The 25841-nt window shown below is 61.3% G+C and carries 38 protein-coding genes; 12 read left to right on the top strand and 26 right to left on the bottom strand.

Annotated elements, in window-relative coordinates:
- The first annotated feature begins 4 nt into the window (after positions 1–4).
- A complete protein-coding gene (gene lipB / locus JVX98_RS14880) occupies positions 5–724 on the top strand; it encodes a lipoyl(octanoyl) transferase LipB (protein ID WP_205239084.1) in 720 nt (239 codons plus the stop codon).
- Positions 725–730: 6 nt separating this feature from the next.
- Here lipB and JVX98_RS14885 read toward each other — a convergent pair whose 3' ends face one another.
- Positions 731–1669: a DMT family transporter gene (locus JVX98_RS14885; protein ID WP_246765029.1), complete on the bottom strand. Its 939-nt coding sequence runs from the start codon at positions 1667–1669 to the stop codon at positions 731–733.
- Between the two features lie 246 nt (positions 1670–1915).
- On the opposite strand from JVX98_RS14885, the gene JVX98_RS14890 reads away from it, so the two are divergent.
- The 9 genes from JVX98_RS14890 (at position 1916) to JVX98_RS14930 (ending at position 8679) form a co-directional block, all read left to right on the top strand.
- A complete protein-coding gene (locus JVX98_RS14890; protein ID WP_205239085.1) occupies positions 1916–2305 on the top strand; it encodes a helix-turn-helix domain-containing protein in 390 nt (129 codons plus the stop codon).
- Positions 2306–2374: 69 nt separating this feature from the next.
- Complete coding sequence (locus JVX98_RS14895; protein ID WP_043623346.1) at positions 2375–3502, top strand: S-(hydroxymethyl)glutathione dehydrogenase/class III alcohol dehydrogenase; 1128 nt, start codon at positions 2375–2377, stop codon at positions 3500–3502.
- Positions 3503–3583: 81 nt separating this feature from the next.
- Positions 3584–4024 carry a YaiI/YqxD family protein gene (locus JVX98_RS14900; RefSeq protein WP_043623348.1) on the top strand — a complete coding sequence of 147 codons (441 nt, stop codon included), beginning with the start codon at positions 3584–3586 and terminating at the stop codon, positions 4022–4024.
- A gap of 48 nt (positions 4025–4072) precedes the next feature.
- Positions 4073–4720, top strand: coding sequence for a DUF1345 domain-containing protein (locus JVX98_RS14905; protein ID WP_192445953.1), 648 nt, complete (start codon positions 4073–4075; stop codon positions 4718–4720).
- A 24-nt stretch (positions 4721–4744) separates the two neighbouring features.
- Positions 4745–5578, top strand: a complete 834-nt coding sequence (gene fghA, locus JVX98_RS14910) for an S-formylglutathione hydrolase (RefSeq protein ID WP_205239086.1) — start codon at positions 4745–4747, stop codon at positions 5576–5578.
- Positions 5579–5651: 73 nt separating this feature from the next.
- Positions 5652–6029 carry a fluoride efflux transporter CrcB gene (crcB, locus tag JVX98_RS14915; RefSeq protein WP_205239087.1) on the top strand — a complete coding sequence of 126 codons (378 nt, stop codon included), beginning with the start codon at positions 5652–5654 and terminating at the stop codon, positions 6027–6029.
- Positions 6030–6243: 214 nt separating this feature from the next.
- Positions 6244–7236 (top strand): RluA family pseudouridine synthase, encoded by a 993-nt coding sequence (locus JVX98_RS14920; RefSeq protein WP_192445950.1) that lies wholly within the window; start codon positions 6244–6246, stop codon positions 7234–7236.
- Complete coding sequence (locus tag JVX98_RS14925; protein ID WP_205239088.1) at positions 7236–7901, top strand: HAD-IA family hydrolase; 666 nt, start codon at positions 7236–7238, stop codon at positions 7899–7901. The genes JVX98_RS14920 and JVX98_RS14925 overlap by 1 nt, the downstream gene beginning before the upstream one ends.
- On the top strand, positions 7894–8679 hold the full coding sequence (locus tag JVX98_RS14930; protein WP_192445948.1) for an ATP12 family chaperone protein: 786 nt from the start codon (positions 7894–7896) through the stop codon (positions 8677–8679). Before JVX98_RS14925 ends, JVX98_RS14930 begins: the two co-directional genes overlap by 8 nt.
- 132 nt (positions 8680–8811) lie before the next feature.
- On the opposite strand, the gene sugE is transcribed toward JVX98_RS14930, so the two are convergent.
- From sugE to JVX98_RS14945, 3 genes are all read right to left on the bottom strand, one after another.
- Positions 8812–9126: a quaternary ammonium compound efflux SMR transporter SugE gene (gene sugE, locus JVX98_RS14935; RefSeq protein ID WP_034795623.1), complete on the bottom strand. Its 315-nt coding sequence runs from the start codon at positions 9124–9126 to the stop codon at positions 8812–8814.
- Positions 9127–9352: 226 nt separating this feature from the next.
- Complete coding sequence (locus JVX98_RS14940; protein WP_205239089.1) at positions 9353–10666, bottom strand: replication-associated recombination protein A; 1314 nt, start codon at positions 10664–10666, stop codon at positions 9353–9355.
- A complete protein-coding gene (locus JVX98_RS14945; RefSeq protein WP_205239090.1) occupies positions 10663–12060 on the bottom strand; it encodes a DegQ family serine endoprotease in 1398 nt (465 codons plus the stop codon). Before JVX98_RS14945 ends, JVX98_RS14940 begins: the two co-directional genes overlap by 4 nt.
- Positions 12061–12258: 198 nt before the next feature.
- On the opposite strand from JVX98_RS14945, the gene msrP reads away from it, so the two are divergent.
- Together msrP and msrQ are read left to right on the top strand one after the other, a co-directional pair.
- Positions 12259–13200 (top strand): protein-methionine-sulfoxide reductase catalytic subunit MsrP, encoded by a 942-nt coding sequence (msrP, locus tag JVX98_RS14950; protein WP_043623375.1) that lies wholly within the window; start codon positions 12259–12261, stop codon positions 13198–13200.
- A 2-nt stretch (positions 13201–13202) separates the two neighbouring features.
- Positions 13203–13856 (top strand): protein-methionine-sulfoxide reductase heme-binding subunit MsrQ, encoded by a 654-nt coding sequence (gene msrQ, locus JVX98_RS14955; RefSeq protein WP_205239091.1) that lies wholly within the window; start codon positions 13203–13205, stop codon positions 13854–13856.
- Between the two features lie 176 nt (positions 13857–14032).
- Here the strand turns inward: msrQ and rplQ are convergent, their stop codons facing one another.
- The 22 genes from rplQ to rpsS all read right to left on the bottom strand — a co-directional run bounded on the left by rplQ (position 14033) and on the right by rpsS (position 25827).
- Positions 14033–14458, bottom strand: a complete 426-nt coding sequence (gene rplQ / locus JVX98_RS14960) for a 50S ribosomal protein L17 (protein ID WP_034795595.1) — start codon at positions 14456–14458, stop codon at positions 14033–14035.
- A gap of 44 nt (positions 14459–14502) precedes the next feature.
- Entirely contained in the window at positions 14503–15513 is a 1011-nt protein-coding gene (locus JVX98_RS14965; protein WP_034795592.1) for a DNA-directed RNA polymerase subunit alpha, read from the bottom strand.
- Positions 15514–15616: 103 nt separating this feature from the next.
- Complete coding sequence (gene rpsK, locus JVX98_RS14970; RefSeq protein WP_003536496.1) at positions 15617–16006, bottom strand: 30S ribosomal protein S11; 390 nt, start codon at positions 16004–16006, stop codon at positions 15617–15619.
- Between the two features lie 226 nt (positions 16007–16232).
- Positions 16233–16601 (bottom strand): 30S ribosomal protein S13, encoded by a 369-nt coding sequence (rpsM, locus tag JVX98_RS14975; protein WP_034795586.1) that lies wholly within the window; start codon positions 16599–16601, stop codon positions 16233–16235.
- A gap of 232 nt (positions 16602–16833) precedes the next feature.
- Positions 16834–17412, bottom strand: coding sequence for an adenylate kinase (locus tag JVX98_RS14980; protein WP_205239092.1), 579 nt, complete (start codon positions 17410–17412; stop codon positions 16834–16836).
- Complete coding sequence (gene secY, locus JVX98_RS14985; protein WP_043623382.1) at positions 17409–18749, bottom strand: preprotein translocase subunit SecY; 1341 nt, start codon at positions 18747–18749, stop codon at positions 17409–17411. Before secY ends, JVX98_RS14980 begins: the two co-directional genes overlap by 4 nt.
- A gap of 233 nt (positions 18750–18982) precedes the next feature.
- Positions 18983–19453 (bottom strand): 50S ribosomal protein L15, encoded by a 471-nt coding sequence (gene rplO / locus JVX98_RS14990; RefSeq protein WP_034795576.1) that lies wholly within the window; start codon positions 19451–19453, stop codon positions 18983–18985.
- Between the two features lie 13 nt (positions 19454–19466).
- Positions 19467–19670, bottom strand: coding sequence for a 50S ribosomal protein L30 (rpmD, locus tag JVX98_RS14995; RefSeq protein WP_043623384.1), 204 nt, complete (start codon positions 19668–19670; stop codon positions 19467–19469).
- A gap of 12 nt (positions 19671–19682) precedes the next feature.
- Positions 19683–20252 carry a 30S ribosomal protein S5 gene (gene rpsE, locus JVX98_RS15000; protein ID WP_065776805.1) on the bottom strand — a complete coding sequence of 190 codons (570 nt, stop codon included), beginning with the start codon at positions 20250–20252 and terminating at the stop codon, positions 19683–19685.
- A 128-nt stretch (positions 20253–20380) separates the two neighbouring features.
- On the bottom strand, positions 20381–20743 hold the full coding sequence (rplR, locus tag JVX98_RS15005; protein WP_043623388.1) for a 50S ribosomal protein L18: 363 nt from the start codon (positions 20741–20743) through the stop codon (positions 20381–20383).
- Positions 20744–20755: 12 nt separating this feature from the next.
- Positions 20756–21289: a 50S ribosomal protein L6 gene (rplF, locus tag JVX98_RS15010; RefSeq protein ID WP_043623391.1), complete on the bottom strand. Its 534-nt coding sequence runs from the start codon at positions 21287–21289 to the stop codon at positions 20756–20758.
- Positions 21290–21335: 46 nt separating this feature from the next.
- Positions 21336–21734: a 30S ribosomal protein S8 gene (rpsH, locus tag JVX98_RS15015; protein WP_025426677.1), complete on the bottom strand. Its 399-nt coding sequence runs from the start codon at positions 21732–21734 to the stop codon at positions 21336–21338.
- Between the two features lie 12 nt (positions 21735–21746).
- Positions 21747–22052 carry a 30S ribosomal protein S14 gene (gene rpsN / locus JVX98_RS15020; protein WP_034795562.1) on the bottom strand — a complete coding sequence of 102 codons (306 nt, stop codon included), beginning with the start codon at positions 22050–22052 and terminating at the stop codon, positions 21747–21749.
- Positions 22053–22086: 34 nt separating this feature from the next.
- Entirely contained in the window at positions 22087–22644 is a 558-nt protein-coding gene (rplE, locus tag JVX98_RS15025) for a 50S ribosomal protein L5 (protein ID WP_043623396.1), read from the bottom strand.
- On the bottom strand, positions 22637–22948 hold the full coding sequence (gene rplX, locus JVX98_RS15030) for a 50S ribosomal protein L24 (protein WP_025426674.1): 312 nt from the start codon (positions 22946–22948) through the stop codon (positions 22637–22639). Before rplX ends, rplE begins: the two co-directional genes overlap by 8 nt.
- Positions 22949–22962: 14 nt before the next feature.
- Positions 22963–23331, bottom strand: coding sequence for a 50S ribosomal protein L14 (rplN, locus tag JVX98_RS15035; protein ID WP_034795548.1), 369 nt, complete (start codon positions 23329–23331; stop codon positions 22963–22965).
- A gap of 178 nt (positions 23332–23509) precedes the next feature.
- A complete protein-coding gene (gene rpsQ, locus JVX98_RS15040; protein WP_034795546.1) occupies positions 23510–23746 on the bottom strand; it encodes a 30S ribosomal protein S17 in 237 nt (78 codons plus the stop codon).
- Between the two features lie 12 nt (positions 23747–23758).
- Positions 23759–23959 carry a 50S ribosomal protein L29 gene (gene rpmC / locus JVX98_RS15045; protein ID WP_034795543.1) on the bottom strand — a complete coding sequence of 67 codons (201 nt, stop codon included), beginning with the start codon at positions 23957–23959 and terminating at the stop codon, positions 23759–23761.
- An 11-nt stretch (positions 23960–23970) separates the two neighbouring features.
- Positions 23971–24384 (bottom strand): 50S ribosomal protein L16, encoded by a 414-nt coding sequence (gene rplP, locus JVX98_RS15050; RefSeq protein ID WP_011975175.1) that lies wholly within the window; start codon positions 24382–24384, stop codon positions 23971–23973.
- Between the two features lie 38 nt (positions 24385–24422).
- Positions 24423–25157, bottom strand: coding sequence for a 30S ribosomal protein S3 (rpsC, locus tag JVX98_RS15055; protein WP_113541392.1), 735 nt, complete (start codon positions 25155–25157; stop codon positions 24423–24425).
- The gene (gene rplV / locus JVX98_RS15060) at positions 25157–25546 is read right to left on the bottom strand and encodes a 50S ribosomal protein L22 (RefSeq protein ID WP_034795534.1); all 390 of its coding nucleotides are present in this window, start codon (positions 25544–25546) and stop codon (positions 25157–25159) included. Before rplV ends, rpsC begins: the two co-directional genes overlap by 1 nt.
- Positions 25547–25548: 2 nt before the next feature.
- A complete protein-coding gene (gene rpsS / locus JVX98_RS15065; protein ID WP_018239488.1) occupies positions 25549–25827 on the bottom strand; it encodes a 30S ribosomal protein S19 in 279 nt (92 codons plus the stop codon).
- Positions 25828–25841: the final 14 nt, after the last annotated feature.

Here is a 25841-nt window from a genome sequence, read left to right on the forward strand (position 1 = left end):
GCGAATGCAGCGCGAAAATCTGAGCCAGGACATGTTTGCCCCTCCGGAATCACCCCCGGTTCGCTGGCGGATTGCCTCCGAACTGGTCGATTATCCGCAGGCCGTCGAGTTGATGGAGCAGGAAGCCGCGGCGATTGCCGCCGGCACCGCGGATGAACTGGTCTGGCTGGTCGAGCACCCGCCGCTCTATACGGCTGGCACCAGCGCCGACGCCGCCGATCTCGTCATGCCCGACCGTTTTCCGGTCTTTGCCACCGGCCGGGGCGGCGAATACACCTATCATGGCCCGGGCCAGCGCGTCGTTTATGTCATGCTCGACCTCAAGCGCCGGAAGCAGGACGTCCGCGCCTTCGTCGCAGCACTCGAAAGCGTCGTCATCTCCACACTCGATTCGATGAATGTCCGCGGCGAGCGGCGCGAAGACCGGGTCGGTGTCTGGGTGCGGCGCCCGGAAAAGCCCGCCCTGCCCGACGGCTCGATGTCGGAAGACAAGATTGCCGCGATCGGCATCCGCCTGCGCAAGTGGGTGAGCTTCCACGGCTTTGCGCTTAACGTCGATCCGGATCTCGACCATTTCGGCGGTATCGTGCCCTGCGGCATCCGCGGTTATGGTGTCACCAGCCTCGTCGACCTTGGCCTGCCGGTGATGATGCCGGACGTCGACATCCGTCTGCGCGAAGCCTTCGAGACCGTGTTCGGCCCGACGACGAACGACGCGACATAAGCCCGCTCAGTTCGACGCCCGACGTCCCGCCTGCCGCTCGCGCCAGATGATGAACAGGCCGGAGCCGACGATGATGGCGATGCCGAGCCATTTCGAGAGCGACGGGAAATCTCCGAAGATGAGATAACCGAGCGCCGTCGCAGTGACGATCTCGAAGTAGTGGAACGGCGCCAGCAACGAGACCGGTGCTGCCCGGAACGCCTTGACGACCAGCAGGTGGCCGTAGCCGGAGAGCGCGCCGAGAACAACCACCAGCATCCAGCCAAGCGGCGACTTCGGCAGCGACGGCACGAAATCGGGGCTGCCCATGCCGTTGCCGATCAGGATCACCAGTGCCATCGTCAACGTGCCGCCGATGCCGGCAATCGTCTGCATCGTCAGCGGCGAGTCGCCGGTGCCGACAGCCCGGTTGAGCAGCAGATAGCAGGCAAAGACGAACGCGCAGGCAACCGGCAACAGCGCGGTTAGCCCGAAAGCGGCAAAGCTCGGCTGGATGACGATCATCGCTCCGCCGAAACCGACAACGATGGCGAGCCAGCGCCGCCAACCCACTTTTTCCTTGAGGAACACTGCCGAAAGGCAGGTCAGGATGAAGGGTTCGACGAAATAGATGGCGAAGGTGTCGGCAAGCGGCATGTACTTCACCGATATGAAGAAGAACAGGGCCGCGGTCGCCAGCAGCACACCACGCAGCAGATTGGCGAAGGGCCGCTTTGCTCTCAGCGCCTGCAGGCCGCCGGCGCCAAGCAGCAACGGCAGCGTCGCCACCAGTTGGAAGAAGAAGCGGTAGAAGGTCACCTGCCCCGGCGACATGCCCTCATAGACGGCCATGTACTTCGCAATCACGTCCATGCCCGGCAGGATGACCATCGCAAAGAGCATGATGGCGACGCCCTGCATCACCGTATCGGTGCGTTCGGTGGTCGCGGTTCGGGCGTCTGTCATGAGGCATGCTCCTGTGGCCGCCGCAGATTAGAGCCTATGCCTTGGTTTTCAACGGCCGAGGATGCGACGGGAAAAGAACTATCCGCGCCCTAGCCGCAATTGACGGTGTTTTTGGCGCTTCGGGGTGGTCCCCCGCCGCCCAAATGCCTATAAGCTCACGACAATCTTCCGCCCCGGACCTCAAGGTCGGCCATCAGCCGCCAAGGCCCGGGACCTTTGAACGTGACCGTGGCAAAGGAGATGTCCATGCGCTTGTCCACCGAAACGATGATTGCCCGCCTGCGCGACACCAGCGATGGTGATACGCTGGGAGGGCGCATCTGGAGGGCGCGCGACGCCGCCAATCTCAGCGCCAAGGAACTGGCCGACCAACTCGGTGTGCGCACGGAGACGATCGCGGCCTGGGAACGGGATCGGGCCGAACCCCGCACCAATCGGCTGTTCATGCTCGCAGGCGTGCTGGGCGTCACCCCGGCCTGGCTGATCGCCGGGCTCGGCCGCGCGCCCGATGCCGACGCCGAGAAGGACGGCCTGCGCGAGCAGCTCGCCCTCGTCAAGAAGCTGCACGAACAGACCGGCAAGGCGATCGCCGCACTTGAGATGGAACTCAATCGCGTTCAACAGAACAATCGATAACCCATTGCGATTCCACGTGGGGCCGCCGTCCTGGCGGCCCGAAGTCGTTTCAGTCCAAGGAGAAAATAGATGGATGTACGCGCCGCCGTTGCCGTTCAGGCAGGCAAGCCGCTTGAGGTCATGACGGTTCAGCTCGAAGGCCCGAGGGCCGGCGAAGTGCTGATCGAGGTAAAGGCCACAGGCATCTGCCATACCGACGATTTCACGCTGTCGGGTGCGGACCCGGAAGGCCTGTTCCCGGCGATCCTCGGCCATGAGGGCGCCGGCATCGTCGTCGACGTCGGCCCGGGCGTCACCTCGGTGAAGAAGGGCGACCATGTCATTCCGCTCTATACGCCCGAATGCCGCTCCTGCCCGTCGTGCCTGTCGCGCAAGACCAATCTGTGCACCGCGATCCGCTCGACGCAAGGGCAGGGCCTGATGCCGGACGGCACCTCGCGCTTCTCGATCGGCAAGGACAAGATCCACCACTACATGGGCTGCTCGACCTTCGCCAACTACACGGTTCTGCCGGAGATCGCGGTTGCCAAGGTCAACCCGGACGCGCCGTTCGACAAGATCTGCTACATCGGCTGCGGCGTGACCACCGGTATCGGCGCCGTCATCAACACGGCACAGGTGGAAATGGGTGCGACTGCGATCGTCTTCGGTCTCGGCGGCATCGGCCTCAACGTCATCCAGGGCCTGCGTCTTGCCGGCGCCGACATGATCATCGGCGTCGATCTCAACAACGACAAGAAGGCCTGGGGCGAACGCTTCGGCATGACCCACTTCGTCAACCCGAAGGAAGTCGGCGACGACATCGTGCCTTACCTCGTCAACATGACCAAGCGCGGAGCCGACCAGATTGGCGGCGCCGACTACACCTTCGACTGCACCGGCAATACCAAGGTGATGCGCCAGGCGCTCGAAGCCTCGCATCGCGGCTGGGGCAAGTCGGTCGTCATCGGCGTTGCCGGCGCCGGCCAGGAAATCTCCACCCGTCCGTTCCAGCTGGTTACCGGCCGCACCTGGATGGGAACCGCCTTTGGTGGCGCACGCGGGCGCACCGATGTGCCGAAGATCGTCGACTGGTACATGGAGGGCAAGATCCAGATCGATCCGATGATCACCCACACCATGCCGCTCGAAGACATCAACAAGGGCTTCGAACTGATGCATTCGGGCGAGAGCATCCGCTCGGTTGTTCTGTACTAAGCTGTTATTTTGATTCAGAAAGGCGCCGGAGACGATTGATTTCCGGCGCCTTTTTCAGTCCCGTTTAGAAGTTGATTCAAGATGATCTATGTCGACGCCGACGCATGCCCGGTGAAAACCGAAATCCTGAAAGTGGCCGAGCGCCACGGGATCGAGGTGACCTTGGTCGCCAATTCGGGCCTGCGCCCTTCGCGCGACCCGATGGTGCACAATGTCATCGTCTCGGCGGGCTTCGACGCGGCCGACAACTGGATCGCCGAACGGGCGCATGAGGGCGACATCGTCGTTACCGCCGACGTGCCGCTTGCCGTTCGCTGCGTTGCCGCCGGCGCGCTCGTCACCGGCCCCTCCGGCCGGGTCTTCGACAAAGGCAATATCGGCATGGCCTCTGCGATGCGTGACCTCGGACAGCACCTGCGCGAGACCGGCGAAAGCAAGGGCTACAACGCCGCCTTCACGCCGCGCGATCGATCCGCTTTCCTCGAAACCCTTGACCGACTCGCGCGGCAGTCGAAAAAATGAACGCGCAACGGGCGGGATCATGGGGCCCGCAACCGCAGGGGCACTAGCATGGCAACGACGACGAAGCTCAGGCACTGGCCGTTTTACACCGCCATTCTGTGCGCGCTCGCAAGCGTGCCCGTCCTCTGGTTCGTGGCGCAGCGTTTCGCCCTTGAGGGGGCTGCGATCACCTTCTTCTGCGTCTATCTCGTCATGTGCTGGCGGCGATTGCGAATGATGACCGGCCGGCATCTGAAGACCCATGCCAGAAACACCGACGAGCCCGAGGTCGTGATCCTGCTCGTGACGTTCGGGGCAGCAGCGAGTTCGCTCGTTTCCCTGTTTTTCGCGCTGAACGGCGAGAAGTCCGGCTCGGCGCTGGCGCTCGGCCTCGCCTTTGCCTCCGTCGTGCTCGGCTGGGCAACAATCCACATGATGGCGGCCATGCACTATGCCCATGCCTATTGGATCGCGAACCAGGACCAGCAGACGGCAGAGCCGGCGCGCGGCCTCGAATTTCCAGGCACGCCGGAGCCCGGCGGATACGACTTTCTCTATTTTTCCTTCGTCATCGGCATGACGGCGCAAACATCCGACGTCGCCATCACCACGACCGCCATGCGGCGCATCAACCTGATGCACGCCATCGTTTCGTTCTTCTTCAACACCGTGCTCGTCGCCGCCGCCGTCAACGCGGCCGTGCAGCTTGCCGGCTGAGCATCTTTATCCAAGGAGCATCCCATGAAAGTCCTTTCGCAAAACACCGCCTTCGGCGGCATGCAGGGCGTCTTTTCGCACGAGTCCGAGGCCTGCAAGGGCGAGATGACCTTCGCCGTCTTCGTGCCGCCGCAGGCGATCAGCGAACCGCGGCCGGTGCTCTGGTATCTCTCCGGCCTTACCTGCACGCATGCAAACGTCATGGAGAAAGGCGAGTACCGACGCATGGCCGCCGAGCTCGGGCTGATCGTCGTCTGCCCGGATACCAGCCCGCGCGGCACGGATGTTCCCGACGAACTGACGAACTGGCAGATGGGCAAGGGAGCAGGCTTCTATCTCGATGCCACCGAAACGCCCTGGGCCGAGCACTACCAGATGTATAGCTACATCACCGAGGAACTGCCCGCCTTCGTCGGCCAGCACTTCCGCATGGACATGAGCCGCCAGGGTATCTTCGGCCATTCGATGGGCGGTCACGGCGCCATGACCATCGCGCTCAAGAACCCGGACCGTTTCAAGAGCTGCTCGGCCTTCGCCCCGATCGTCGAACCTTCGACCGCCGACTGGTCGGTCGGCGCCTTCGAGAAGTATCTGGGCGCGGACCGCGCCGTCTGGCGCCAATATGACGCCTGCGCGCTCGTCAAGGACGGTGCGCGCTTCCCCGAGTTCCTGATCGATCAGGGCAAGGCGGACAGCTTCCTTGAAAACGGCCTGCGCCCCTGGCTGTTCGAGGAGGCGGTCAAGGGCACCGGCATCGATTTGACGCTGCGCATGCACGAACGCTACGACCATTCCTACTATTTCATCTCGACTTTCATGGACGATCATCTGCGCTGGCATGCCGAGCGGCTGGTCTGATAATCGAAGGCGCAATTCCGAGCAAAAGCCGCTTTCGCGGAATTGCGCCGCCAATTTTGACCCGGAGCCACTGATGACCCATCTTCTCCTCGTTGGCGCCGGCGGCGCAATCGGTTCGATGCTGCGCTATCTCGTCGGTCTTTGGGCCGTCCACCGCCTGGGATCCGGTTTTCCCTGGGGCACGCTTGGAGTCAATATAACGGGCTCGTTCCTGATCGGCGTGCTGGCCGAAGTGATCATGCGCAAGTTCGGCGCCTCGCCGGACATGCGTGTCTTCCTCATCACGGGCGTCCTCGGCGGTTACACCACCTTCTCCGCCTTCTCTCTCGACGCGATCAAGCTCTTCGAGCGCGGCGATGTCATGCTCTCGGCCGCCTATGTACTTGCCAGTGTCGCGCTTTCGATCCTCGCGGTCTTCAGCGGGCTGGCTCTCATGCGCGCAATAGTCTAAAGGCTCGTCTTACAGGCGCTGCGTATCCAGGGGACACGCGGCGCATTGCTGCATTGTCCCTCGACCGTTGTCGCTTCGAGGCCATTATCATGCAGCACCGAAAATATTGCGGCAGCCCTTGCGCGCCTGAAGCTTCCTCTTTTGCGTCATCCCAACGCAGGGGCTTCGGACCGACGCGCGACGCTGCGACCAAACAGAAGGCAGGTTCGCTCAAATGGCAGGCATAGAACACAGGCAGGTGGACGGTGACGAGGCAGGCATGCGCCTGGATCGCTGGTTCAAGGTGCATTTTCCGGGACTGGGCTTCGGCCCGCTGCAGAAGCTGCTGCGCTCCGGCCAGGTCCGCGTCGATGGTGCCCGCGCCAAATCCGACACGCGGATCCAGCCCGGCCAGACGATCCGTATTCCGCCGCTCGGGGTCGATCCCAAGGAAGTCAAGACCGGGCCGATCGCCGGTCGAGACCTCAGAAATTCGCCGGACGGCGAGTTGCTGTCGCGCATGGTGCTGCACGAGGACGCGAAGGTGATCGTGCTCAACAAGCCGGCCGGCCTTGCCGTTCAGGGCGGCTCGGGCGTCAACCGGCATATCGACAAGATGCTTGAGGCCTGGACAAACCAGAAGGGCGAAAAGCCGCGTCTCGTCCACCGGCTCGACCGCGACACCTCAGGGGTGCTGGTGATTGCCCGCACGAGAGGGGCAGCGCAGAAGCTGACCGCCGCCTTCCGCGAGCGCGACACCAAGAAGACCTACTGGGCGCTGGTAAAGGGCGTTCCGCGCAAGCGCGAGGACCGGATCTCGACCTGGCTCGTCAAGGAGCAGACGCCCGACGGCGACCGCATGCGCATCGCCAAGCATGGCGAAGACGGTGCCGACCACGCCATTTCCTACTACCGTATTCGCGAGCAGGCCGCACAGAACCTCGCCTGGCTGGAGATGGAGCCCTATACCGGCCGCACCCACCAGCTTCGCGTCCATGCGCTGCACATCGGACACCCGATCCTCGGCGACCCCAAGTATTTCGATGCCGACATCAACTGGAGCCTCCCCGGCGGCATGCAGAACCGTCTGCATCTGCACGCGCGCCATATCGATATTCCTCACCCGGACGGTGGCCGCCTGCGCGTGACCGCGCCACTGCCACCGCACATGGTCCAGAGCTGGAACCTGTTGGGCTTCGAAGAGAACGAGCCTGGCGAGGACGACTGATGAAACTGGCGCTTTTCGATTGTGACGGCACGCTGGTCGATAGCGGTGGACTGATCCATGAAGTGATGGCGCGGACCTTCGAGGCATTCGACCTCGAGCGCCCGCCCCTCTCGGCGACCAAGAGCATTATCGGCCTGACCCTCGACATCGCCATTGCGCGCCTGCTCGGCCGCGAACATGTCGACGATCAGGCGCTGGCGATGACGGCACATTACAAATCGATCTTTGCCGGGGTGCGCGGCGAAGGCGGCTTTCAGGAACTGTTGTTTCCCGGCATTGCCGATATGATGCAGTCGTTGTCCTCGCGCGACGCGCTGCTGATCGGCGCGGTGACCGGCAAGTCGCGCCGCGGCTTGACCCATATCGCCGAGACCCACGGCTTCGACAGCGTCTTTTTCGTATCGCGGACCGCCGACGATTGCCCCTCCAAGCCGCATCCGGCCATGGTGACGGAATGCTGCTTTGAAGCCGGCATCGACGCGAAGGATACTGTCGTCATCGGCGATGCGATCTATGACATGCAGATGGCCAAGGCCGCAGGCGCTGCCGCCATCGGCGTTGCCTGGGGCTATGCTTCGGTTCCCGACCTCATCGAGGCGGGCGCGGATTTCGTTGCCCGGACGCCGGCCGACATCATTGAATGGATGGAACACAATCATGCCTGATATTCGCGACGAACTCAGCGGTGCGATGAGCCACGAGGATCCGGTCCGCCGGGCACAAATCCAGATGCTGAAGCCGCTGCCGAAGCGCTTCTACAAGGACGTCAGCGTCGCGGCCGCGGAAGGCGATACGCACGCCGTGCTGCTCGACGGCCGCACCGTGCGCACGCCGGCAAAGCAGCCGCTTGCCGTGCCGACGCGCAAGCTCGCAGACATGCTCGCCGCCGAATGGGATGCGCAGGCAGAGGTCATCGATCCCGGCAAGATGCCGATCACGCGCATCGTCAACACCGCACTTGACGGCGTCGCCAAGGACCAGCGCTCGGTTTTCGACGATATCCTGCGTTTTGCCGGAACGGACATGCTCTGCTATCGCGCCGACAGCCCGGAAGGCCTCGTCGCCCGCCAGAACGAGATCTGGAACCCGGTGCTCGACTGGGCGCAGCAGACGCTCGGCGCCCGCTTCATCCTCGCCGAAGGCGTGATCCACCAGGAGCAGCCGGAAGAAGCGCTTTCCGCCTATGCGGAAGGGCTGCGCGCCTTCGCGACCCCGCTCGGCCTCACCTGCGTCCACACGGTGACGAGCCTGACCGGCTCCGCCCTGCTGGCACTCGCCTTCGCTTCCGGCCGTCTGACAGCCGAAGAAGCCTGGACGGCTGCGCATGTCGACGAGGACTGGCAGATCGAGCATTGGGGAACCGACGAGGAAGCCTTCCGCCGCCGCGAGAACCGCTGGCAGGAAATGCAGGCGGTCGCCGCGGTTCTTGGCGCCCTACGCTGACGAACCCGGATCAACGGAATACGAAACGGGCTGCGTGTCTTCCGACGCGCAGCCCGTTTCTTTTGTTCAAGATTTTAGCGCCAAGGCGCTTCCACTCGTACGCTAGCGTAACGAGAGCGGAGAGCCGTAAAGTTAGGCGGCCAGCTTCAGGCCGGCGATACCGCTGACGATGAGCGCGATGCAGCCGAGGCGAACGAAGGTTGCCGGCTCGGCAAACAGGAAGATGCCGAGGATCACAGTGCCGACGGTGCCGATGCCGGTCCAGACAGCGTAAGCCGTACCGAGCGGCAGGGTGCGCACGGCGAGACCAAGCAGCGCGATGCTGAGGATCATCGAGCCGACGGTCAGGATCGTCGGTGTTACCCGCGTAAAACCATCCGTGTATTTGAGACCAATTGCCCAGCCGATTTCGAGAATGCCGGCAAGCAGAAGAAGGAACCAGGCCATATCAAACTCCTAAAGTTTGGAGCGAGGCCGTCCCCGCGGATGTTCGGTATCACCTATGCGAACCGTGCAGCCGTCTGCAACGCGGGTTCTATCTCACACTCCAGTTACGCCGGCAAGGCGGTCATGGGCAAATCAGCCTTGCGTCCGCGGCAAAGCTAAACCATTTCACGCAGTCGTTGAAACCATCAAAACGCGTGGGGGCGCTGAGGTTCTGCAAGTGGGCGCTCTATGGAGAGTTGCGCTCCCGGCGGAGTTTCGACCACCATTCCAGCCGCTTACGGATCTCACGCTCGAAACCGCGTTCCGGCGGATCGTAGAAGGTCCTGCGCCCCATCTTCTCGGGGAAATAGTCCTGGCCGGAAAAGGCGTCCGGCTCGTCATGGTCGTAGCGGTAGCCGTCGCCGTAGCCCTCGCCCTTCATCAGTTTCGTCGGGGCGTTGAGGATATGTTTCGGCGGCAGCAGCGAGCCGTTTTCCTTCGCCGCCCGCATCGCAGCCTTGTAGGCGGTGTAGACGCCGTTCGATTTCGGCGCGGTCGCGAGATAGACGCAAGCCTCGGCAAGCGCCAGTTCGCCCTCGGGCGAACCGAGATAGTCATAGGCATCCTTGGCGGCGTTGCAGATCACCAGCGCCTGCGGGTCGGCAAGGCCGATGTCCTCCACTGCCATGCGCACCAGCCGCCGCCCGAGATAGAGCGGATCCTCGCCGGCATCAAACATGCGGCAGAGATAATAGAGCGCGGCATCCGGATCCGAGCCGCGCACAGATTTGTGCAGGGCCGAGATCAGATTGTAGTGGCCGTCCTGGCCCTTGTCATAGACCGGCGCCCGGCGCTGGACGATGTTTTGCAGTGCTGCCGCGTCGAAGATCTCGTCGCGCCGCGCAGCGCGCCAGACTTCTTCGGCCAGCGTCAGCGCAGCGCGGCCGTCGCCGTCGGCCATGCGGATGAGGCTGGCGCGCGCGTCCGCATCGAGCGGCAGTTTCTTGCTCTCGGTCTCTTCGGCTCGCGACAGCAGTTCCTCGATGCTGTCTTCACCGTGCGGTTTGAACGTCAGCACCCGGGCGCGCGACAAAAGAGCGGCGTTGAGTTCGAAGGATGGGTTTTCCGTCGTTGCACCGACGAGGATCACGGTTCCGTCTTCCATGACGGGCAGGAAGCTGTCCTGCTGCGCTCGGTTGAAACGGTGGATCTCGTCGACGAAGAGCAGCGTCTGGCGACCGGACATGCGCCTTGCCCGCGCCGCCTCGAACACCTTCTTGAGATCGGCGACGCCGGAGAAGATCGCCGAGATCTGCTCGAAGGCAAGCCCCGCCTCCCCCGAAAGCAGCCGCGCCACAGTCGTCTTGCCCGTTCCGGGCGGCCCCCAGAAGATCATCGACCCGAGCGAACCCGATGCAATCATCCGCGACAGCACGCCGTCCTCACCGGTCAGGTGATCCTGACCGGTGACTTCGGCAAGCGTTCGCGGGCGAAGCCGGTCGGCAAGCGGCCTTGCCGACGCCATTTCCGGTGGCTCGTGGGCGGTGAACAGGTCGCTCATCGGAAGAACTGACGGATGAGCTGACCGTCACGCTCGATCTCGACGCGCCAGAAGGAGGCATCGTCGGCCATGACCTGTTCCAGCGTCTTCGACGTGTCGATCGTCGTGCCGTTGACCGACCGCACGATATCCTTCGGCTCGAGGCCGATGCGGGCGGCGGGCGAACCGCGGTTGACCTGCATGACGACGACGCCCTGCAGCGAGGTCGACATGCGCAACTCGTCGGCAAGGCGCGGCGACAGGTTGGCGACGACTGCGCCGGCGAAGGGGTTGCGCCCTTCGATCAGACGTTCGTCGCGCGGCGAGGTCTCCGGCGCCCGGTCGAGCTTGAGCGTCACTTCCCGCTGCTTGCCGTTTTCCGATACGGTGACCCGCGCCTCGTGGCCGATGCCGACCGTCGTCAAGCGATAGCCGAGGGCATCGGGATGTTCGACCTCGATGCCGTTGACGGCAGTGATCACCTGGCCGGGCTTGATCCCCGCCTGTTCGGCCGGGCCGCCCGCCACGACAGCGGTCACCAGCGCACCGCGGGCGCGGTTGAGGCCAAGGGCCTCGGCCACTTCCGAAGTGACCGGCTCGAAGCTCGCGCCGATGAACGGACGTACGAACGCGCCGTTGCCGCCTTCGGCCGACGCAACGAAAACCTTAACCAGATTGGCGGGGATGGCAAAGCCGACGCCGTTCGAGCCGCCCCCCTTGGAGAAGATCGCCGTGTTGATGCCGATGAGCTGGCCGCTCATGTCGATGAGGCCGCCGCCGGAATTGCCCGGGTTGATTGCCGCATCCGTCTGGATGAAGAAGCCGAAGTCACCCGACGAGACCTGGTTGCGCGCAAGCGCCGAAACGATGCCGCTCGTCACCGTCTGGCCGACGCCGAAGGGGTTGCCGATCGCGAGCACGAGGTCACCGACCTCGACCGCATCGGAATCACCAAGCGGCACGATGTCGAAGGGACCGTCCGACTGGATCTTCAGAACCGCGAGGTCGAGCCGGTCGTCCTTGAGAACGATCTTGCAAGGAAACTCGCGGCCGTCGGCCAGCGCCACCTTGATATCGTCGGCGCCCTCGATGACGTGGTTGTTGGTCACCACGATGCCGTTCTTGCCGACGATCACGCCGGAACCCAGCGAAGACTGCTTCTCCGATCGGTTCGGCATACGTTGGCCGAAGAACTCCTCGAAGAAGGGATCGCCGGAAAAAATCGACCGGCGCTCGACCACCCGTTCGGCATAGACGTTGACGACGGCGTTCGCCGTCTGCTTGACGAGGGGGGCAAAAGAAAGCTGCATTTCGGTCCGCGACTGCGGAACGCTCTTGGCCTCCTGGGCCAATGCCGGACAGGCGAGAGAAACAGCGATGACGAGCGAAACAAGCGCTCTTCGACCTACGATCATGTAAAGCATTCTCCTATTCGTCGCGGCTACGTTCAGATAGGATTTCGCGGGAAAAAAGGCAAATGTTGGCGCAGGATACGCAAAGTCGCCGGCTTCACGCGCTACGCACAAAAACGTGGTTCGCAACCCCTTTCACGGTGATCGAAAGTCTGCTGAATTCATACAAGACAAGGCTCATAAATCACTTCGGAAAAGACCATGCCATCTTACCGTCCGCCGCGAATCGTTTCCTCCGAAATCACCCCGGAGGCCATCTTTTTCAACCGCCGCACCTTCCTCGGGGCTGCCGCCGGCGGCGTGCTGCTTGCGGGAAGCGGTACGGGGCTCGCGGCCGCACTCAGCGCGCCCAAGGGCAAATACACCGTCGACGAGGACCTGACGCCCGAGGCCGACGTCACCAGCTACAACAATTTCTATGAGTTCGGGACCGGCAAGGGCGACCCTGCGGCCAATTCGAACAGCTTCAAGCCAACGCCATGGACCGTGAAGGTCGATGGCCTCGTCGGCAAGCCGAAGGAATTCGGGCTCGAAGAGCTCTTGGCGTTGCCGATCGAAGAGCGCGTCTACCGCATGCGCTGTGTCGAAGCCTGGTCGATGGTGATCCCCTGGACCGGGTTTCAGCTCTCGGCGCTGCTCGACAAGGTCGAGCCGCTCGGCAGCGCCAAATATGTCTCGTTCGAGACCGTGGTGCGGCCATCCGAAATGCCGGGCCAATCCGGTTTCTTCCAGCCGTTGCCCTGGCCCTATCGCGAGGGGTTGAGGCTCGACGAGGCCCGTCACCCGCTGACACTGCTGTCCGTGGGCGTCTACGGCAAGACGCTTCCCAACCAGAACGGCGCGCCGGTTCGGCTGGTCACTCCGTGGAAATACGGCTTCAAGGGGATCAAGTCGATCGTGCGCATTTCCCTGACGGAAACACAGCCGCCCTCGACCTGGAACCTCTCGGCGCCGAACGAGTACGGCTTCTTTGCCAACGTCAATCCGGCGGTCGATCATCCCCGCTGGAGCCAGGCAACGGAAAACCGCATCGGCGGTGGTGGCTTCTTCGGCTCCAACCGGCGCGACACCCTGCCCTTCAACGGCTATGCCGACGAGGTGGCCGGGCTTTATGCCGGCATGGATCTCAGAGCGAACTATTGATCATGGCCCGCCTGCCCACCCTTGCAAAGCGTTACCATTCAGCCTCGGTCTGGGCGCTCTACGGCCTCGGGCTGCTGCCGGCCGCCTACGCATTCTATCTCGGCGCTACGGGCCAACTGCCCGGAAACCCGGTCAAGGAATTCGAACACCTGCTCGGCCTCTGGGCGCTGCGCTTCCTCGTCGCGACGTTGGCGATCTCGCCGATCCGCGACCTCTTCGGCATCAACTGGCTGCGCTACCGCCGGGCAGTCGGGCTACTCGCCTTCTACTATGTGCTGATGCACTTCTTTGCCTACATGCTGCTCGATCAGCGGCTAAACTTCCCGAGCATACTGGCCGATATCGCCCGCCGCCCCTTCATCACCATCGGCATGGCCGCGCTCGTCATGCTGATCCCGCTGGCGCTCACGTCCAACAACTGGTCGATCCGCAGGCTCGGTGCGCGGTGGAACAAACTTCACCGCCTGGCCTACGTGATCACCGCCGCCGGCGCCCTGCATTTCTCGATGTCGGTGAAGGTCATCGGCCCGGAACAGCTGCTTTATCTCGGGCTCGTTGCGCTGTTGCTCGCCTGGCGGCTGGTGCGCAAACCCTATCTGCGGCGCAAGCGCCAGGCCGCCAATGCGCCGACGAGGACCGCTACCGAAAGCGCCTGAGGCGCTCTTCGTCCCGCCCTCAACAACGCCCCCCGATCGCATGTCAGCGAAACGGCGTCTGAGCGGGCGCGCTGTCAGGCGTGCGCTCAAACGACGGGGCCAACGAAAATACGCCCAAAGAAAAAGCGGCCGGGTGACGAACACCCGGCCGCTTCAATTTTCTGCCTTCGATTGGCTTAGGCTGCTTCGGCAGCTTCAGCTTCTGCGGCAACGCGGGCGAGATCCTTCGCGCCCTTTGCCGAGACGTCGCGGTCAACGAATTCGATGACGGCGAGCGCGGCGTTGTCGCCGTGACGGAAGCCAGCCTTCATGATGCGCAGGTAGCCGCCGTTGCGGGTGGCGTAACGCGATGCGATCGTGTCGAACAGCTTGGCAACGACAGCGGCGTCGCGGATCTGCGAGATCGCCTGGCGGCGAGCATGCAGGTCACCGCGCTTGCCGAGCGTGACGAGCTTCTCGACGATCGGGCGGATTTCCTTAGCCTTCGGCAGGGTCGTAACGATCTGCTCGTGTTCGATCAGCGAAGCTGCCATGTTGGCAAACATCGCCTTGCGGTGGCTGGCGGTTCTATTCAGCTTGCGGCCGGCTTTACCGTGGCGCATGGCTATTCTCCTTCACTTGCAGGCATTCGCCCGCAGTCTAATGGTTAGTATTGGTCTTCGTAACGCTTGGCGAGATCTTCGATGTTCTCAGGCGGCCAGGACGGCACTTCCATGCCGAGGTGCAGGCCCATGGAAGCGAGAACTTCCTTGATTTCGTTCAGCGACTTGCGACCAAAATTCGGCGTGCGGAGCATTTCTGCTTCGGTCTTCTGAATGAGGTCGCCGATGTAGACGATGTTGTCGTTCTTCAGGCAGTTGGCCGAACGGACCGAAAGTTCCAGTTCGTCGACCTTCTTGAGAAGCGCCGGGTTGAAGGCGAGTTCGGTAACTGCCTCTTCCTCTGCTTCCTTCTGCGGCTCGTCGAAATTGACGAAGACCGACAGCTGGTCCTGAAGGATGCGGGCCGCAAATGCGATCGCATCTTCACCGGTGACGGAGCCGTCCGTCTCGATGGACATCGTCAGCTTGTCGTAGTCAAGAACCTGGCCTTCGCGGGTGTTTTCCACCTTGTAGGACACTTTCTTGACCGGCGAGTACAGGCTGTCGACCGGGATCAGGCCGATCGGAGCATCTTCCGAACGGTTGCGATCTGCCGGAACGTAGCCCTTGCCGTTGTTGACGGTGAATTCCATGCGGATCTCGGCGCCCTCGTCGAGGGTGCAGATCACGTGGTTCGGGTTGAGGATTTCGATATCGCCAACCGTCTGGATGTCACCGGCGGTTACAACGCCTGGGCCCTGCTTGCGCACAACCATGCGCTTTGCGTCGTCGCCATCCATCTTGATGGCGATTTCCTTGATGTTGAGCACGATGTCCGTCACATCTTCCCGGACGCCCGGGATAGAGGAGAACTCGTGCAGGACGCCGTCGATCTGCACTGCGGTGACAGCAGCACCGCGCAGAGACGACAGCAGCACGCGGCGAAGCGCGTTGCCGAGCGTCAGACCGAAGCCGCGTTCAAGCGGTTCCGCAACCAGCGTTGCCTTGGTGCGGCCGGAGGAGACGAACTCCACCTTGTTCGGCTTGATCAGTTCCTGCCAATTCTTCTGGATCATGTTTTCTGCCTTCCGTTCGTTGCCACCATCCAATCGTGACAACCGAGCCCCGAAGACCGGGAGCGCGCGTCTGCGCCCTCACCGGCATGTTGAATGCATATGATCAGACGCGGCGCTTCTTGCGCGGGCGGCAGCCGTTGTGCGGGATCGGGGTCACATCGCGGATCGAGGTGATCATGAAGCCCGCAGCCTGCAGCGCGCGAAGAGCGGATTCACGGCCGGAACCCGGACCGCAAACTTCGACTTCCAGCGACTTCATGCCGTGTTCCTGAGCCTTCTTGGCGCAGTCTTCAGCGGCGATCTGTGCGGCAAACGGGGTCGACTTACGCGAACCCTTGAAACCCTTGGCACCGGCAGACGACCAGGCAATCGCGTTGCCCTGTGCGTCGGTGATGGTGATCATGGTGTTGTTGAACGACGAATTGACGTGCGCAACGCCAGACGTGATGTTCTTGCGTTCGCGACGGCGAACGCGGGTGGCTTCCTTGGCCATAGGATCCCTTTCTTAGATCTCTGCACCGCCGTAATTCCAGCGGCTCCACCGGGAAAAGGATTTGACGTCCCCTGCCCTGCATCTTCACTTCCCGCAGGACGAAGTATCGCCCTGCGAACATATCGCCCGGCCGGATCGGCCGAACAAAGGTCAGGCAAACGCCCTTCCAAACTGCAAAAGGAGGCCGGTGTTTGACACCAGCCTCCCAATCTCCCTTTTCGGGAAATTACTTCTTCTTACCGGCAATCGCCTTCGCCGGACCCTTGCGGGTGCGAGCGTTGGTGTGGGTGCGCTGACCGCGAACCGGAAGGCCACGACGGTGACGCAGGCCGCGGTAGCAGCCGAGGTCCATCAGGCGCTTGATGTTCATCGAGGTCTCGCGACGCAGGTCGCCTTCGACCTGGTAGTCGCGGTCGATCGTTTCGCGGATCTGCAGGACTTCAGCGTCCGTCAGCTGATGCACGCGACGATCAGCCGGGATACCGACCTTCTCGATGATTTCCTGTGCGAATTTCGGGCCGATCCCGTGAATGTAGGTCAGCGCAATAACTACGCGCTTTGCCGTCGGGATGTTGACGCCAGCGATACGTGCCACGTCTATTCTCCTTGCGTTCCAGTTGCCATCCGGCAATAGGTGCTTCGTTACGCGACCTCGAAGAGCCGCACGTTGATTGAGGTTCGAGACACGTCAAAAACGACCGTACCCGGACTTCATTTTCTTTGAAGACCGCGCCGACCGCTCTCATGTCGCGAGTTGGCGCTGTCTTTGGCGGAATCGGCCGGAAAAGTCAACTCCCCGGCACTTCCTTTTCGGCAAAGACCAGTGTCTAAGCCAGAATCTTCTCGATCTCGGCGGTGACGGTGTTCACTTCCGCCATGCCATCGACCGTTCTGAGTTGCCCCGTTCCGGCGTAATGCTCAGAGAGCGGCGCCGTCTTTTCGCGGTACTCGGTCAACCGGCGCTTGAAGGCTTCCGGATTGTCGTCCGAACGAACGGTGCCGCCGGCTGCGATGGTTTCCGCTACGCGATTCTCCATCCGCTTTACAAGGGCTGCCTCGTCGACCTTGAGCTCGATTACGGCATCGAGCTTCAGGCCCTTGCCCTCGAGCATCTTGCCGAGCGCGATCGCCTGCGGAACCGTGCGCGGGTAACCGTCTAGGATGAACCCCTTCACACAGTCCGGCTGGTCGATGCGATCCGACACGATTTCGTTGACGATCTCATCGGATACCAGCTGACCGGCATCCATGACCGCCTTGGCACGCTTGCCGACTTCGGTCGCCTGGGCGACGGCCGCCCGCAGCATATCTCCTGTGGAAAGCTGCGGAATGCCGTATCTCTCCGTCAGAAGCTTGGCCTGTGTCCCCTTGCCAGCGCCCGGCGGTCCCAAAAAAATCAGTCTCATCGTCCCCTCTTTCCTCCGCGCAGCTTCGACTTCTTGATCAGCCCCTCATATTGCTGTGCGATGAGGTGGCCCTGGATCTGTGCTACCGTATCAAGGGTGACGCTGACAACAATCAAAAGCGACGTACCACCAAGGTAGAACGGCACGCCGGTCTGAGCGATCAGAACTTCCGGCAGAATGCAGACGAAGATCAGATAGGCCGCACCGATCACGGTGATGCGCGTCAGGACATAATCGATGTATTCCGCGGTACGCTCGCCCGGACGAATGCCCGGGATGAAGCCGCCGTGCTTCTTCAGATTGTCGGCCGTGTCCTTCGGATTGAAGACGATCGCCGTGTAGAAGAAGGCGAAGAACGCGATCATCGCACCGTAGAGCACCATGTAGAGCGGCTTGCCGTGCGCAAGCGCGCCAACAACGGTGGTCGCCCAGCCCGGCAGCGTCGCGGTATTGGCAAAGCCTGCAAGCGTTGCCGGCAGAAGCAGCAGCGACGACGCAAAGATTGCCGGGATGACGCCCGATGTGTTGAGCTTCAGCGGCAGGTGCGAGGTGTCGCCCTGGAACATGCGGTTGCCGACCTGTCGCTTCGGATACTGGATCAGAAGCCGCCGCTGGGCGCGCTCAACGAACACGATGAGCGCGATGACGCCGACGACCATGACGATGATCGCGAGGATCAGCGGGGTCGACAGTGCGCCGGTGCGTCCGAGTTCGAGCGTGCCGGCCAGAGCCGTCGGCAGATGGGCGACGATACCGGCGAAAATGATCAGCGAGATGCCGTTGCCGATGCCGCGCGATGTGATCTGCTCACCGAGCCACATCAGGAACATGGTGCCGCCAAGCAGAGAAATGACGGTCGAAATACGGAAGAACCAACCCGGATCGTTGACGAGGCCGTTGCCGCTCTCGAGGCCGACCGCGATGGCGTAAGCCTGCGCCGTGCCGAGAAGCACCGTGCCGTAACGGGTGTACTGGTTGATGATCTTGCGGCCCTGCTCGCCTTCCTTCTTCAGCTGTTCCAGTGCAGGAACGACAGAGGTCATCAGCTGAACGATGATCGACGCAGAGATATAGGGCATGATGCCGAGCGCGAAGATCGCCATGCGCTCAACTGCACCGCCGGAAAACATGTTGAAGAGGCCGAGGATGCCGCCGCTCTGGCCGCGGAATGCCTGGGCAAACGCTTCCGGGTTAAGACCGGGCAGCGGGATATAGGTGCCAAGACGGTAAACCAGAAGCGCACCAAGCGTGAACCAGAGCCGTTTCTTCAGATCTTCCGCCTTGGCGAAAGTCGAGAAATTCAGGTTCGAGGCGAGCTGTTCCGCTGCAGAAGCCATGCAATTCTCCGCGTACCAAATCTCGGAATCAGCGGGAACACCCGGTCCGTTCCGGAAGGACTAACTTTTCGTCTTGAAAACCGGACGCGAGGCGATTGTGTCTGCAATCGGATGCCTCACCGTGGTTTCCGCTATGTCCGCCGCGGCGAGCGATTCGCGCTTGCGGACGTGAGGCTCACATATGGGAGCAAAACCGCCCGGAGTGAAGCACCCCGGGCGGTTCATCAATAATATTATTCAGCAGCCGCTGCGAGCAGCTTGATCGAGCCGCCAGCCTTTTCGATCTTTTCGATCGCAGACTTGGAAGCGCCGGCAACTTCGAGCGAAACCTTCGCCTTCAGTTCGCCGTCGGCCAGAACGCGGACGCCGTCCTTTTCGCGACGGATGACGCCGGCAGCCTTGAGGGCAGCTGCGTCAACGGTCTTGGAAGCGTCGAGCTTCTTGGCGTCGATTGCCGTCTGGATACGGCCGAGCGACACGACAACAAACTCCGAAGCGAAGATGTTGTTGAAGCCGCGCTTCGGCAGACGACGGTAGATCGGCATCTGGCCGCCTTCGAAGCCGTTGATCGCAACGCCCGAACGAGCCTTCTGACCCTTCACACCGCGACCGGCGGTCTTGCCGGAGCCCGAGCCGATACCACGGCCAAGACGCTTACGGCTGTGGGTCGAGCCTTCGTTGTCCTTGATTTCATTCAGTTTCATGAGCTTATCCCCCTCACTTCTCGTCGACGACGCGAACGAGGTGCTGGACCGTCCGGATCATGCCGCGGACAGACGGAGTGTCTTCCAGCGTGCGAACCCGGTGCATCTTGTTGAGGCCCAGGCCGATCAGCGTCTGACGCTGTACGGCCGGACGGCGAATGGGGCTACCGATCTGCTCGACGGTAACGGTCTTCGCTGCGACTTCTTTCTTAGCCATCTGTCAGCTCCCTTATTCTTCGGAAGCAGCGCCGGAGGCAACACGACGAGCCTGGAGCGTGGCGTACTTCATGCCGCGCTGAGCTGCGATGTCCTTCGGGTGCATCTGGTTCTTGAGGGCGTCGAACGTTGCGCGAACCATGTTGTAGGGGTTCGACGAACCGGTCGACTTGGCAACGACGTCATGAACGCCGAGCGTTTCGAAGACGGCGCGCATCGGGCCACCAGCGATGATACCGGTACCGGCCTTGGCCGAACGCAGCAGCACCTTGCCGGCGCCATGACGACCGTGAACGTCGTGATGCAGGGTACGACCACCACGCAGCGGGACGAAAATCAGGTCGCGCTTTGCGGCTTCGGTTGCCTTGCGGATGGCTTCCGGCACTTCGCGTGCCTTGCCATGACCGAAGCCAACGCGGCCCTTCTGGTCGCCAACGACGACGAGAGCGGCGAAACCGAAACGACGACCGCCCTTCACCACCTTGGCGACGCGGTTAATTGCTACGAGCTTATCGACAAATTCGCTGTCGCGCTCTTCGCGGTTCTGGCGATCTTCGCGAGAACCCTTTCTTTCCTGTGCCATTGTCCTTTTCCTTTTTCTTTTCCGGGTGCAATCGGCAGATTGACAAAAGTCGCCCCCGTCCGATGGATCGGATGCGACCGGAAACCTATGAGAGTGCCAGGCAGGCGCAACGCCCGCCTGGCAACCGATCAGAAGTTCAGACCACCTTCACGGGCAGCATCGGCCAAAGCCTTGATGCGGCCGTGATAGATGAAGGCGCCACGATCAAAGACAACGTCCTTGACGCCAGCCTTTACGGCGCGCTCAGCGATGAGCTTGCCGACGGCAGCAGCAGCTGCCGTGTCGGCGCCCGTCTTCAACGACGAACGCAGATCGGTATCGAGGGTGGAGGCAGACGCAAGCGTCTTGCCGGCCACGTCGTCGATGACCTGTACGTAGATGTTCTTCGACGAGCGATGAACCGACAGGCGCGGACGGCCATTGGCGACCGCCTTGATTTGACGGCGCACGCGGTTGGCGCGACGCACAAGAGTATCTTTCCTGCTAGCCATTTCGCGTGATCCTTACTTCTTCTTGCCTTCTTTGCGGACAATCCGCTCTTCGGCATACTTGACGCCCTTGCCCTTGTAGGGCTCGGGGCCACGGTATTCGCGGATTTCCGCGGCAACCTGGCCGACCTGCTGCTTGTTGATGCCGGACACGATGATTTCGGTCGGCTTCGGAACAGCAATCGTGATGCCTTCCGGCGTCTGGTAGACGACGTCGTGGCTGAAGCCGAGCGCCAGCTGCAGGTTCTTGCCCTGCATCGACGCACGATAACCAACGCCGTTGATTTCGAGCTTGCGCTCGTAACCGTCCTTGACGCCCTTGAAGATGTTCTCGATCATCGTGCGGGACATGCCCCACTTCGAACGAGCATCCTTGCTCTGGCTGAGCGGCTGTACAACAACCGCATTTTCTTCGAGCTTTACCGAGACTTCGTCGTTTGCAACGAAGAACAGTTCGCCCTTCGGGCCCTTCGCCGTTACCTTCTGGCCATCAACGCTTGCCGTGACGCCTGCCGGAACCTGAACGGGCTTCTTACCGATACGAGACATTTTTATACCTGTCTGTTCGCTATGGAGAACTTGCTACCGTCTTCGATTAGAAGACGGAGCAAAGGATCTCGCCACCAACATTCTGTTCGCGTGCCTGATGATCGGCCATCACGCCCTTCGGGGTCGAAAGGATGGTGATGCCGAGGCCGTTCGCGACCTGCGGAATGGACTTAACCGAGACATAAACTCGGCGGCCCGGCTTGGAAACGCGGCCGATCTCACGGATCACGGAAGCGCCTTCGTAGTACTTCAGTTCGATGTTCAGCTCGGCCTTGCCGTTGCCGAATACGACTTCGGAGTACCCGCGGATGTAGCCTTCAGCCTGAAGAACATCCAGAACACGTGCACGGAGCTTCGAAGCCGGCGTGGAAACGCTCGACTTGCGGCGAGCCGCGCCGTTACGGATACGGGTGAGCATATCGCCCAGCGGATCAGTCATTGCCATGTGCCCGTCTCCTTACCAGCTCGACTTGACAATACCCGGCACCTTGCCGAGGTTGCCCAGTTCGCGAAGCGCAATACGCGACATACGAAGTTTACGATAGAAGGCGCGCGGACGGCCGGTAACTTCGCAACGGTTGCGGATGCGGGTCTTGGATCCATCGCGCGGCAGGCCTGCCAGCTTGATGGTTGCCTTGAACCGCTCTTCAATCGGCAGAGACTGGTTCATGATGGTCGCCTTCAGAGCGGCACGCTTTGCAGCCTGCGAGGCAACCAATTTGCGGCGGCGCTTGTTCTTTTCAACTGCGCTCGTTTTCGCCATTAAAGTTATCCTTCTTTACGCTTGTCGTTACGGATTACTGACGGAACGGGAAGTTGAACTCTGCGAGCAGAGCACGAGCTTCGTCGTCGTTAGTAGCCGTCGTGCAAACGATGATGTCCATGCCCCACATCTGATCAACCTTGTCGTAGTTGATCTCAGGGAACACAATGTGTTCCTTGACGCCCATGGCGAAGTTGCCACGTCCGTCAAAGGACTTCGGGTTGAGGCCACGGAAGTCGCGAACACGCGGAAGAGCGATGTTCACGAGACGATCGAGGAACTCAAACATCCGAACGCCGCGCAGGGTAACCTTGGCACCAATCGGCATGCCTTCGCGAAGCTTGAAGCCTGCGATGGAGTTGCGAGCGCGGGTGATTACCGGCTTCTGGCCAGCAATCGCTGCGAGGTCGGCAGCAGCAACGGTCGGCTTCTTGGAGTCGCCCGTCGATTCGCCAACACCCATGTTGATGACGATCTTGTCGAGGCGCGGGATCTGCATTTCGTTGGCGTAGGAGAACTTCTCCTGCATAGCCGCACGAATACGCTCGACATATTCCTTCTTGAGCCGCGGCTCGTAAGCGGACTTAGCCATCGATCACTACTCCCGAACGCTTGGCCACGCGGACCTTCTTGTCGCCATCGATCTTGAAACCGACGCGGGTCGGCTTGCCATCCTTCGGATCGGCAATCGCGATGTTCGAAAGATGGATCGAGGCTTCCTTGTTGATGATGCCGGCTTCCTGGCTCTGGGTCTGGCGCTGGTGACGCTTCACCATGTTTACGCCACGCACGACAGCCCGGTCTTCCTTCGGCATTACCTGTACGACTTCGCCGGTACGACCCTTGTCCTTACCGGTGAGAACGACGACTTTGTCGCCTTTACGGATCTTTTGCATCTCTTAACGCTCCCTTAGAGTACTTCTGGAGCCAGCGAGATGATCTTCATGTGGTTCTTGGCGCGAAGTTCGCGCGGAACCGGTCCGAAGATACGGGTGCCGATCGGCTCTTTCTTGTTATCGATAAGAACGGCTGCGTTGGTGTCAAAACGGATGACAGAGCCATCCGGACGGCGGATGTCCTTCGCAGTGCGAACGACAACAGCCTTCATGACATCACCCTTCTTTACGCGGCCGCGCGGAATGGCTTCCTTGATCGAAACGACAATGATGTCGCCGACCGACGCATACTTGCGCTTGGAGCCGCCCAGCACCTTGATGCACATGACACGACGTGCGCCGGAATTATCCGCCACGTCGAGGTTTGTTTGCATCTGAATCATGTCAGGTCGCCTTCTTGTTGTTACCAGGCCGGTTGGGTCGAAACCCCCTCGCCCGGCTTATAGTGCTCATCTCAAAGCAAAAGAACGCCCGGAATCGAGCGTTCCCCTGCTTCAATTGCGTGCTTCATACAGGTATTTTCCCAAGACGCAAGGGTCTTGGCGTCAAAACCTGCTGAAATCAAGCGTGGGCGGCGACTACCGTCCAGCGCTTATCCTTCGAGATCGGCGCGCATTCCTCGATGGAAACGACGTCACCAACCTTGTACTGGTTGTTTTCGTCATGCGCCTTGTACTTCTTCGAGCGACGGACGGTCTTCTGGAGGATCGGGTGCGCAAAGCGGCGCTCGACCCGTACGACGACGGTCTTGTCGTTCTTGTCGCTGACAACAGTGCCCTGCAGAATGCGTTTCGGCATATTTTCTGGTCCTTAGGCCTTGGCTTCTGCCGCCTTCTGGCGGGCAATGGTTTTGACGCGTGCGATGTCCTTGCGGACTTCGTTGATACGCGAAGACTTCTCGAGCTGGCCGGTTGCCTTCTGGAAGCGCAGGTTGAACTGCTCCTTCTTCAGCTTGGCGAGCTCTTCGTTGAGTTGATCGGCGCTCAGGGCGCGAACATCTACAGCTTTCATGAGTTCACTCCTTACTCTGCGATACGCTGCACGAAGCGCGTCTTGACAGAGAGCTTGGCAGCGCCAAGACGAAGTGCCTCACGGGCAAGTTCTTCGCTGACACCATCGATCTCAAACATCATTCGGCCGGGCTTGACCTTGCATGCCCAGTATTCGACCGACCCCTTACCCTTACCCATGCGGACTTCCGTCGGCTTGGCGGTAACCGGAACGTCAGGGAACACACGGATCCAGACGCGGCCGGCGCGCTTCATGTGGCGCGTGATCGCGCGGCGGGCCGCTTCGATCTCGCGTGCATTCACGCGGTTGGGTTCCTGAGCCTTAAGGCCGAATTCACCGAAAGCGAGATCAGATCCGCCCTTGGCTACGCCCTTGATGCGGCCCTTGAACTGCTTGCGATACTTCGTACGCTTTGGCTGCAACATTTTTTTACTTCTCCGATATTGGCTGCCAAACGCGAATGTTACGCGTTTTCACGACGGCGGTCACGATCGCCACGGTCGCGATCACGGCCTGCCGGGCCCTGGTTGTCACTTTCGATCGCGCGACGCTCGGAAGCCATCGGATCGTGCTCAAGGATTTCGCCCTTGAAGATCCAGACCTTGATGCCGCAGATACCGAAAGCGGTTTCCGCTTCAGCCGTGCCGTAGTCGATGTCCGCACGCAGCGTGTGCAGCGGAACGCGACCTTCGCGGTACCATTCGGTACGAGCGATTTCGGCGCCACCGAGACGGCCGGCGCAGGTGATCTTGATGCCTTCGGCGCCAAGACGCATGGCCGACTGAACAGCGCGCTTCATCGCACGGCGAAAAGCCACGCGGCGCTCGAGCTGCTGGGCAATCGACTGAGCAACGAGCGTTGCGTCGACTTCCGGCTTGCGCACTTCAACGATGTTGAGGTGCGTCTCAGAGTTGGTCATCTCGGAAAGCTTCTTGCGGAGCTTCTCGATGTCAGCGCCCTTCTTGCCGATGATCAGGCCCGGACGAGCAGAGTGGATCGTGACGCGGCACTTCTTGTGCGGACGCTCGATAACCACCTTGGCAATGCCGGCAGCCTTGAGTTCTTCCATCAGGTAAGCGCGGATCTTCAGGTCTTCGTGAAGAAGCTGGCCGTATTCGGCGTTGTCCGCGAACCAGCGGCTGTCCCAGGTCCGGTTGATACCGAGACGGAAGCCGATTGGATTAATCTTCTGACCCATTATGCGGCCTCCCCTTTGGCTTCCACTTCACGGACGACGATCGTCAAGTGCGAGAACGGCTTTTCGACACGCGATGCACGGCCGCGACCACGAGCGTGGAAGCGCTTCATGACAATCGACTTGCCAACGTAAGCTTCTGCAACGACGAGCGAATCGACGTCGAGATCGTGGTTGTTCTCTGCGTTTGCAATGGCAGATTCAAGGGTCTTCTTGACCGTCTCTGCAATGCGCTTGCGGGAGAATTCCAGTTCGGCCAGAGCGCGATCGACCTTCTTGCCGCGGATCATCGCGGCAACCAGGTTGAGCTTCTGGGGGCTGACGCGGATCGTGCGCGCAACTGCCTGCGCCTCATTATCCTTCAGCCGGCGTTCGGCTTTTGCCTTGCCCATTGTTACTTCCTCTTTGCCTTCTTGTCCGCACCGTGACCGTAGTAGGTCCGGGTCGGAGAGAATTCACCAAACTTGTGGCCGACCATGTCTTCGTTGACGCTGACCGGAACGTGCTTGCTGCCGTTGTAGACGCCGAAGGTGAGACCGACAAACTGCGGAAGGATCGTGGAGCGGCGGCTCCAGATCTTGATCACTTCGTTGCGACCGCCTTCGCGGACCTTCTCAGCCTTCTTGAGAAGATAACCGTCAACGAACGGACCTTTCCATACTGAACGAGTCATTCGAGACTTCCTCT

The organism is Ensifer sp. PDNC004, assembly GCF_016919405.1.
Classification (GTDB): Bacteria; Pseudomonadota; Alphaproteobacteria; order Rhizobiales; family Rhizobiaceae; genus Ensifer.

Excerpts from the sequence above, each read along its gene's own strand:
- lipB (WP_205239084.1), top strand. The coding sequence starts at position 5 with ATGCAGCGCGAAAATCTGAGCCAGGACATGTTTGCCCCTCCGGAATCA.
- JVX98_RS14885 (WP_246765029.1), bottom strand. The coding sequence starts at position 1,669 with ATGACAGACGCCCGAACCGCGACCACCGAACGCACCGATACGGTGATG.
- JVX98_RS14890 (WP_205239085.1), top strand. The coding sequence starts at position 1,916 with ATGCGCTTGTCCACCGAAACGATGATTGCCCGCCTGCGCGACACCAGC.
- JVX98_RS14895 (WP_043623346.1), top strand. The coding sequence starts at position 2,375 with ATGGATGTACGCGCCGCCGTTGCCGTTCAGGCAGGCAAGCCGCTTGAG.
- JVX98_RS14900 (WP_043623348.1), top strand. The coding sequence starts at position 3,584 with ATGATCTATGTCGACGCCGACGCATGCCCGGTGAAAACCGAAATCCTG.
- JVX98_RS14905 (WP_192445953.1), top strand. The coding sequence starts at position 4,073 with ATGGCAACGACGACGAAGCTCAGGCACTGGCCGTTTTACACCGCCATT.
- fghA (WP_205239086.1), top strand. The coding sequence starts at position 4,745 with ATGAAAGTCCTTTCGCAAAACACCGCCTTCGGCGGCATGCAGGGCGTC.
- crcB (WP_205239087.1), top strand. The coding sequence starts at position 5,652 with ATGACCCATCTTCTCCTCGTTGGCGCCGGCGGCGCAATCGGTTCGATG.
- JVX98_RS14920 (WP_192445950.1), top strand. The coding sequence starts at position 6,244 with ATGGCAGGCATAGAACACAGGCAGGTGGACGGTGACGAGGCAGGCATG.
- JVX98_RS14925 (WP_205239088.1), top strand. The coding sequence starts at position 7,236 with ATGAAACTGGCGCTTTTCGATTGTGACGGCACGCTGGTCGATAGCGGT.
- JVX98_RS14930 (WP_192445948.1), top strand. The coding sequence starts at position 7,894 with ATGCCTGATATTCGCGACGAACTCAGCGGTGCGATGAGCCACGAGGAT.
- sugE (WP_034795623.1), bottom strand. The coding sequence starts at position 9,126 with ATGGCCTGGTTCCTTCTTCTGCTTGCCGGCATTCTCGAAATCGGCTGG.
- JVX98_RS14940 (WP_205239089.1), bottom strand. The coding sequence starts at position 10,666 with ATGAGCGACCTGTTCACCGCCCACGAGCCACCGGAAATGGCGTCGGCA.
- JVX98_RS14945 (WP_205239090.1), bottom strand. The coding sequence starts at position 12,060 with ATGATCGTAGGTCGAAGAGCGCTTGTTTCGCTCGTCATCGCTGTTTCT.
- msrP (WP_043623375.1), top strand. The coding sequence starts at position 12,259 with ATGCCATCTTACCGTCCGCCGCGAATCGTTTCCTCCGAAATCACCCCG.
- msrQ (WP_205239091.1), top strand. The coding sequence starts at position 13,203 with ATGGCCCGCCTGCCCACCCTTGCAAAGCGTTACCATTCAGCCTCGGTC.
- rplQ (WP_034795595.1), bottom strand. The coding sequence starts at position 14,458 with ATGCGCCACGGTAAAGCCGGCCGCAAGCTGAATAGAACCGCCAGCCAC.
- JVX98_RS14965 (WP_034795592.1), bottom strand. The coding sequence starts at position 15,513 with ATGATCCAGAAGAATTGGCAGGAACTGATCAAGCCGAACAAGGTGGAG.
- rpsK (WP_003536496.1), bottom strand. The coding sequence starts at position 16,006 with ATGGCCAAGGAAGCCACCCGCGTTCGCCGTCGCGAACGCAAGAACATC.
- JVX98_RS14980 (WP_205239092.1), bottom strand. The coding sequence starts at position 17,412 with ATGAGACTGATTTTTTTGGGACCGCCGGGCGCTGGCAAGGGGACACAG.
- secY (WP_043623382.1), bottom strand. The coding sequence starts at position 18,749 with ATGGCTTCTGCAGCGGAACAGCTCGCCTCGAACCTGAATTTCTCGACT.
- rplO (WP_034795576.1), bottom strand. The coding sequence starts at position 19,453 with ATGAAACTGAATGAAATCAAGGACAACGAAGGCTCGACCCACAGCCGT.
- rpmD (WP_043623384.1), bottom strand. The coding sequence starts at position 19,670 with ATGGCTAAGAAAGAAGTCGCAGCGAAGACCGTTACCGTCGAGCAGATC.
- rpsE (WP_065776805.1), bottom strand. The coding sequence starts at position 20,252 with ATGGCACAGGAAAGAAAGGGTTCTCGCGAAGATCGCCAGAACCGCGAA.
- rplR (WP_043623388.1), bottom strand. The coding sequence starts at position 20,743 with ATGGCTAGCAGGAAAGATACTCTTGTGCGTCGCGCCAACCGCGTGCGC.
- rplF (WP_043623391.1), bottom strand. The coding sequence starts at position 21,289 with ATGTCTCGTATCGGTAAGAAGCCCGTTCAGGTTCCGGCAGGCGTCACG.
- rpsH (WP_025426677.1), bottom strand. The coding sequence starts at position 21,734 with ATGGCAATGACTGATCCGCTGGGCGATATGCTCACCCGTATCCGTAAC.
- rpsN (WP_034795562.1), bottom strand. The coding sequence starts at position 22,052 with ATGGCGAAAACGAGCGCAGTTGAAAAGAACAAGCGCCGCCGCAAATTG.
- rplE (WP_043623396.1), bottom strand. The coding sequence starts at position 22,644 with ATGGCTAAGTCCGCTTACGAGCCGCGGCTCAAGAAGGAATATGTCGAG.
- rplX (WP_025426674.1), bottom strand. The coding sequence starts at position 22,948 with ATGCAAAAGATCCGTAAAGGCGACAAAGTCGTCGTTCTCACCGGTAAG.
- rplN (WP_034795548.1), bottom strand. The coding sequence starts at position 23,331 with ATGATTCAGATGCAAACAAACCTCGACGTGGCGGATAATTCCGGCGCA.
- rpsQ (WP_034795546.1), bottom strand. The coding sequence starts at position 23,746 with ATGCCGAAACGCATTCTGCAGGGCACTGTTGTCAGCGACAAGAACGAC.
- rpmC (WP_034795543.1), bottom strand. The coding sequence starts at position 23,959 with ATGAAAGCTGTAGATGTTCGCGCCCTGAGCGCCGATCAACTCAACGAA.
- rplP (WP_011975175.1), bottom strand. The coding sequence starts at position 24,384 with ATGTTGCAGCCAAAGCGTACGAAGTATCGCAAGCAGTTCAAGGGCCGC.
- rpsC (WP_113541392.1), bottom strand. The coding sequence starts at position 25,157 with ATGGGTCAGAAGATTAATCCAATCGGCTTCCGTCTCGGTATCAACCGG.
- rplV (WP_034795534.1), bottom strand. The coding sequence starts at position 25,546 with ATGGGCAAGGCAAAAGCCGAACGCCGGCTGAAGGATAATGAGGCGCAG.
- rpsS (WP_018239488.1), bottom strand. The coding sequence starts at position 25,827 with ATGACTCGTTCAGTATGGAAAGGTCCGTTCGTTGACGGTTATCTTCTC.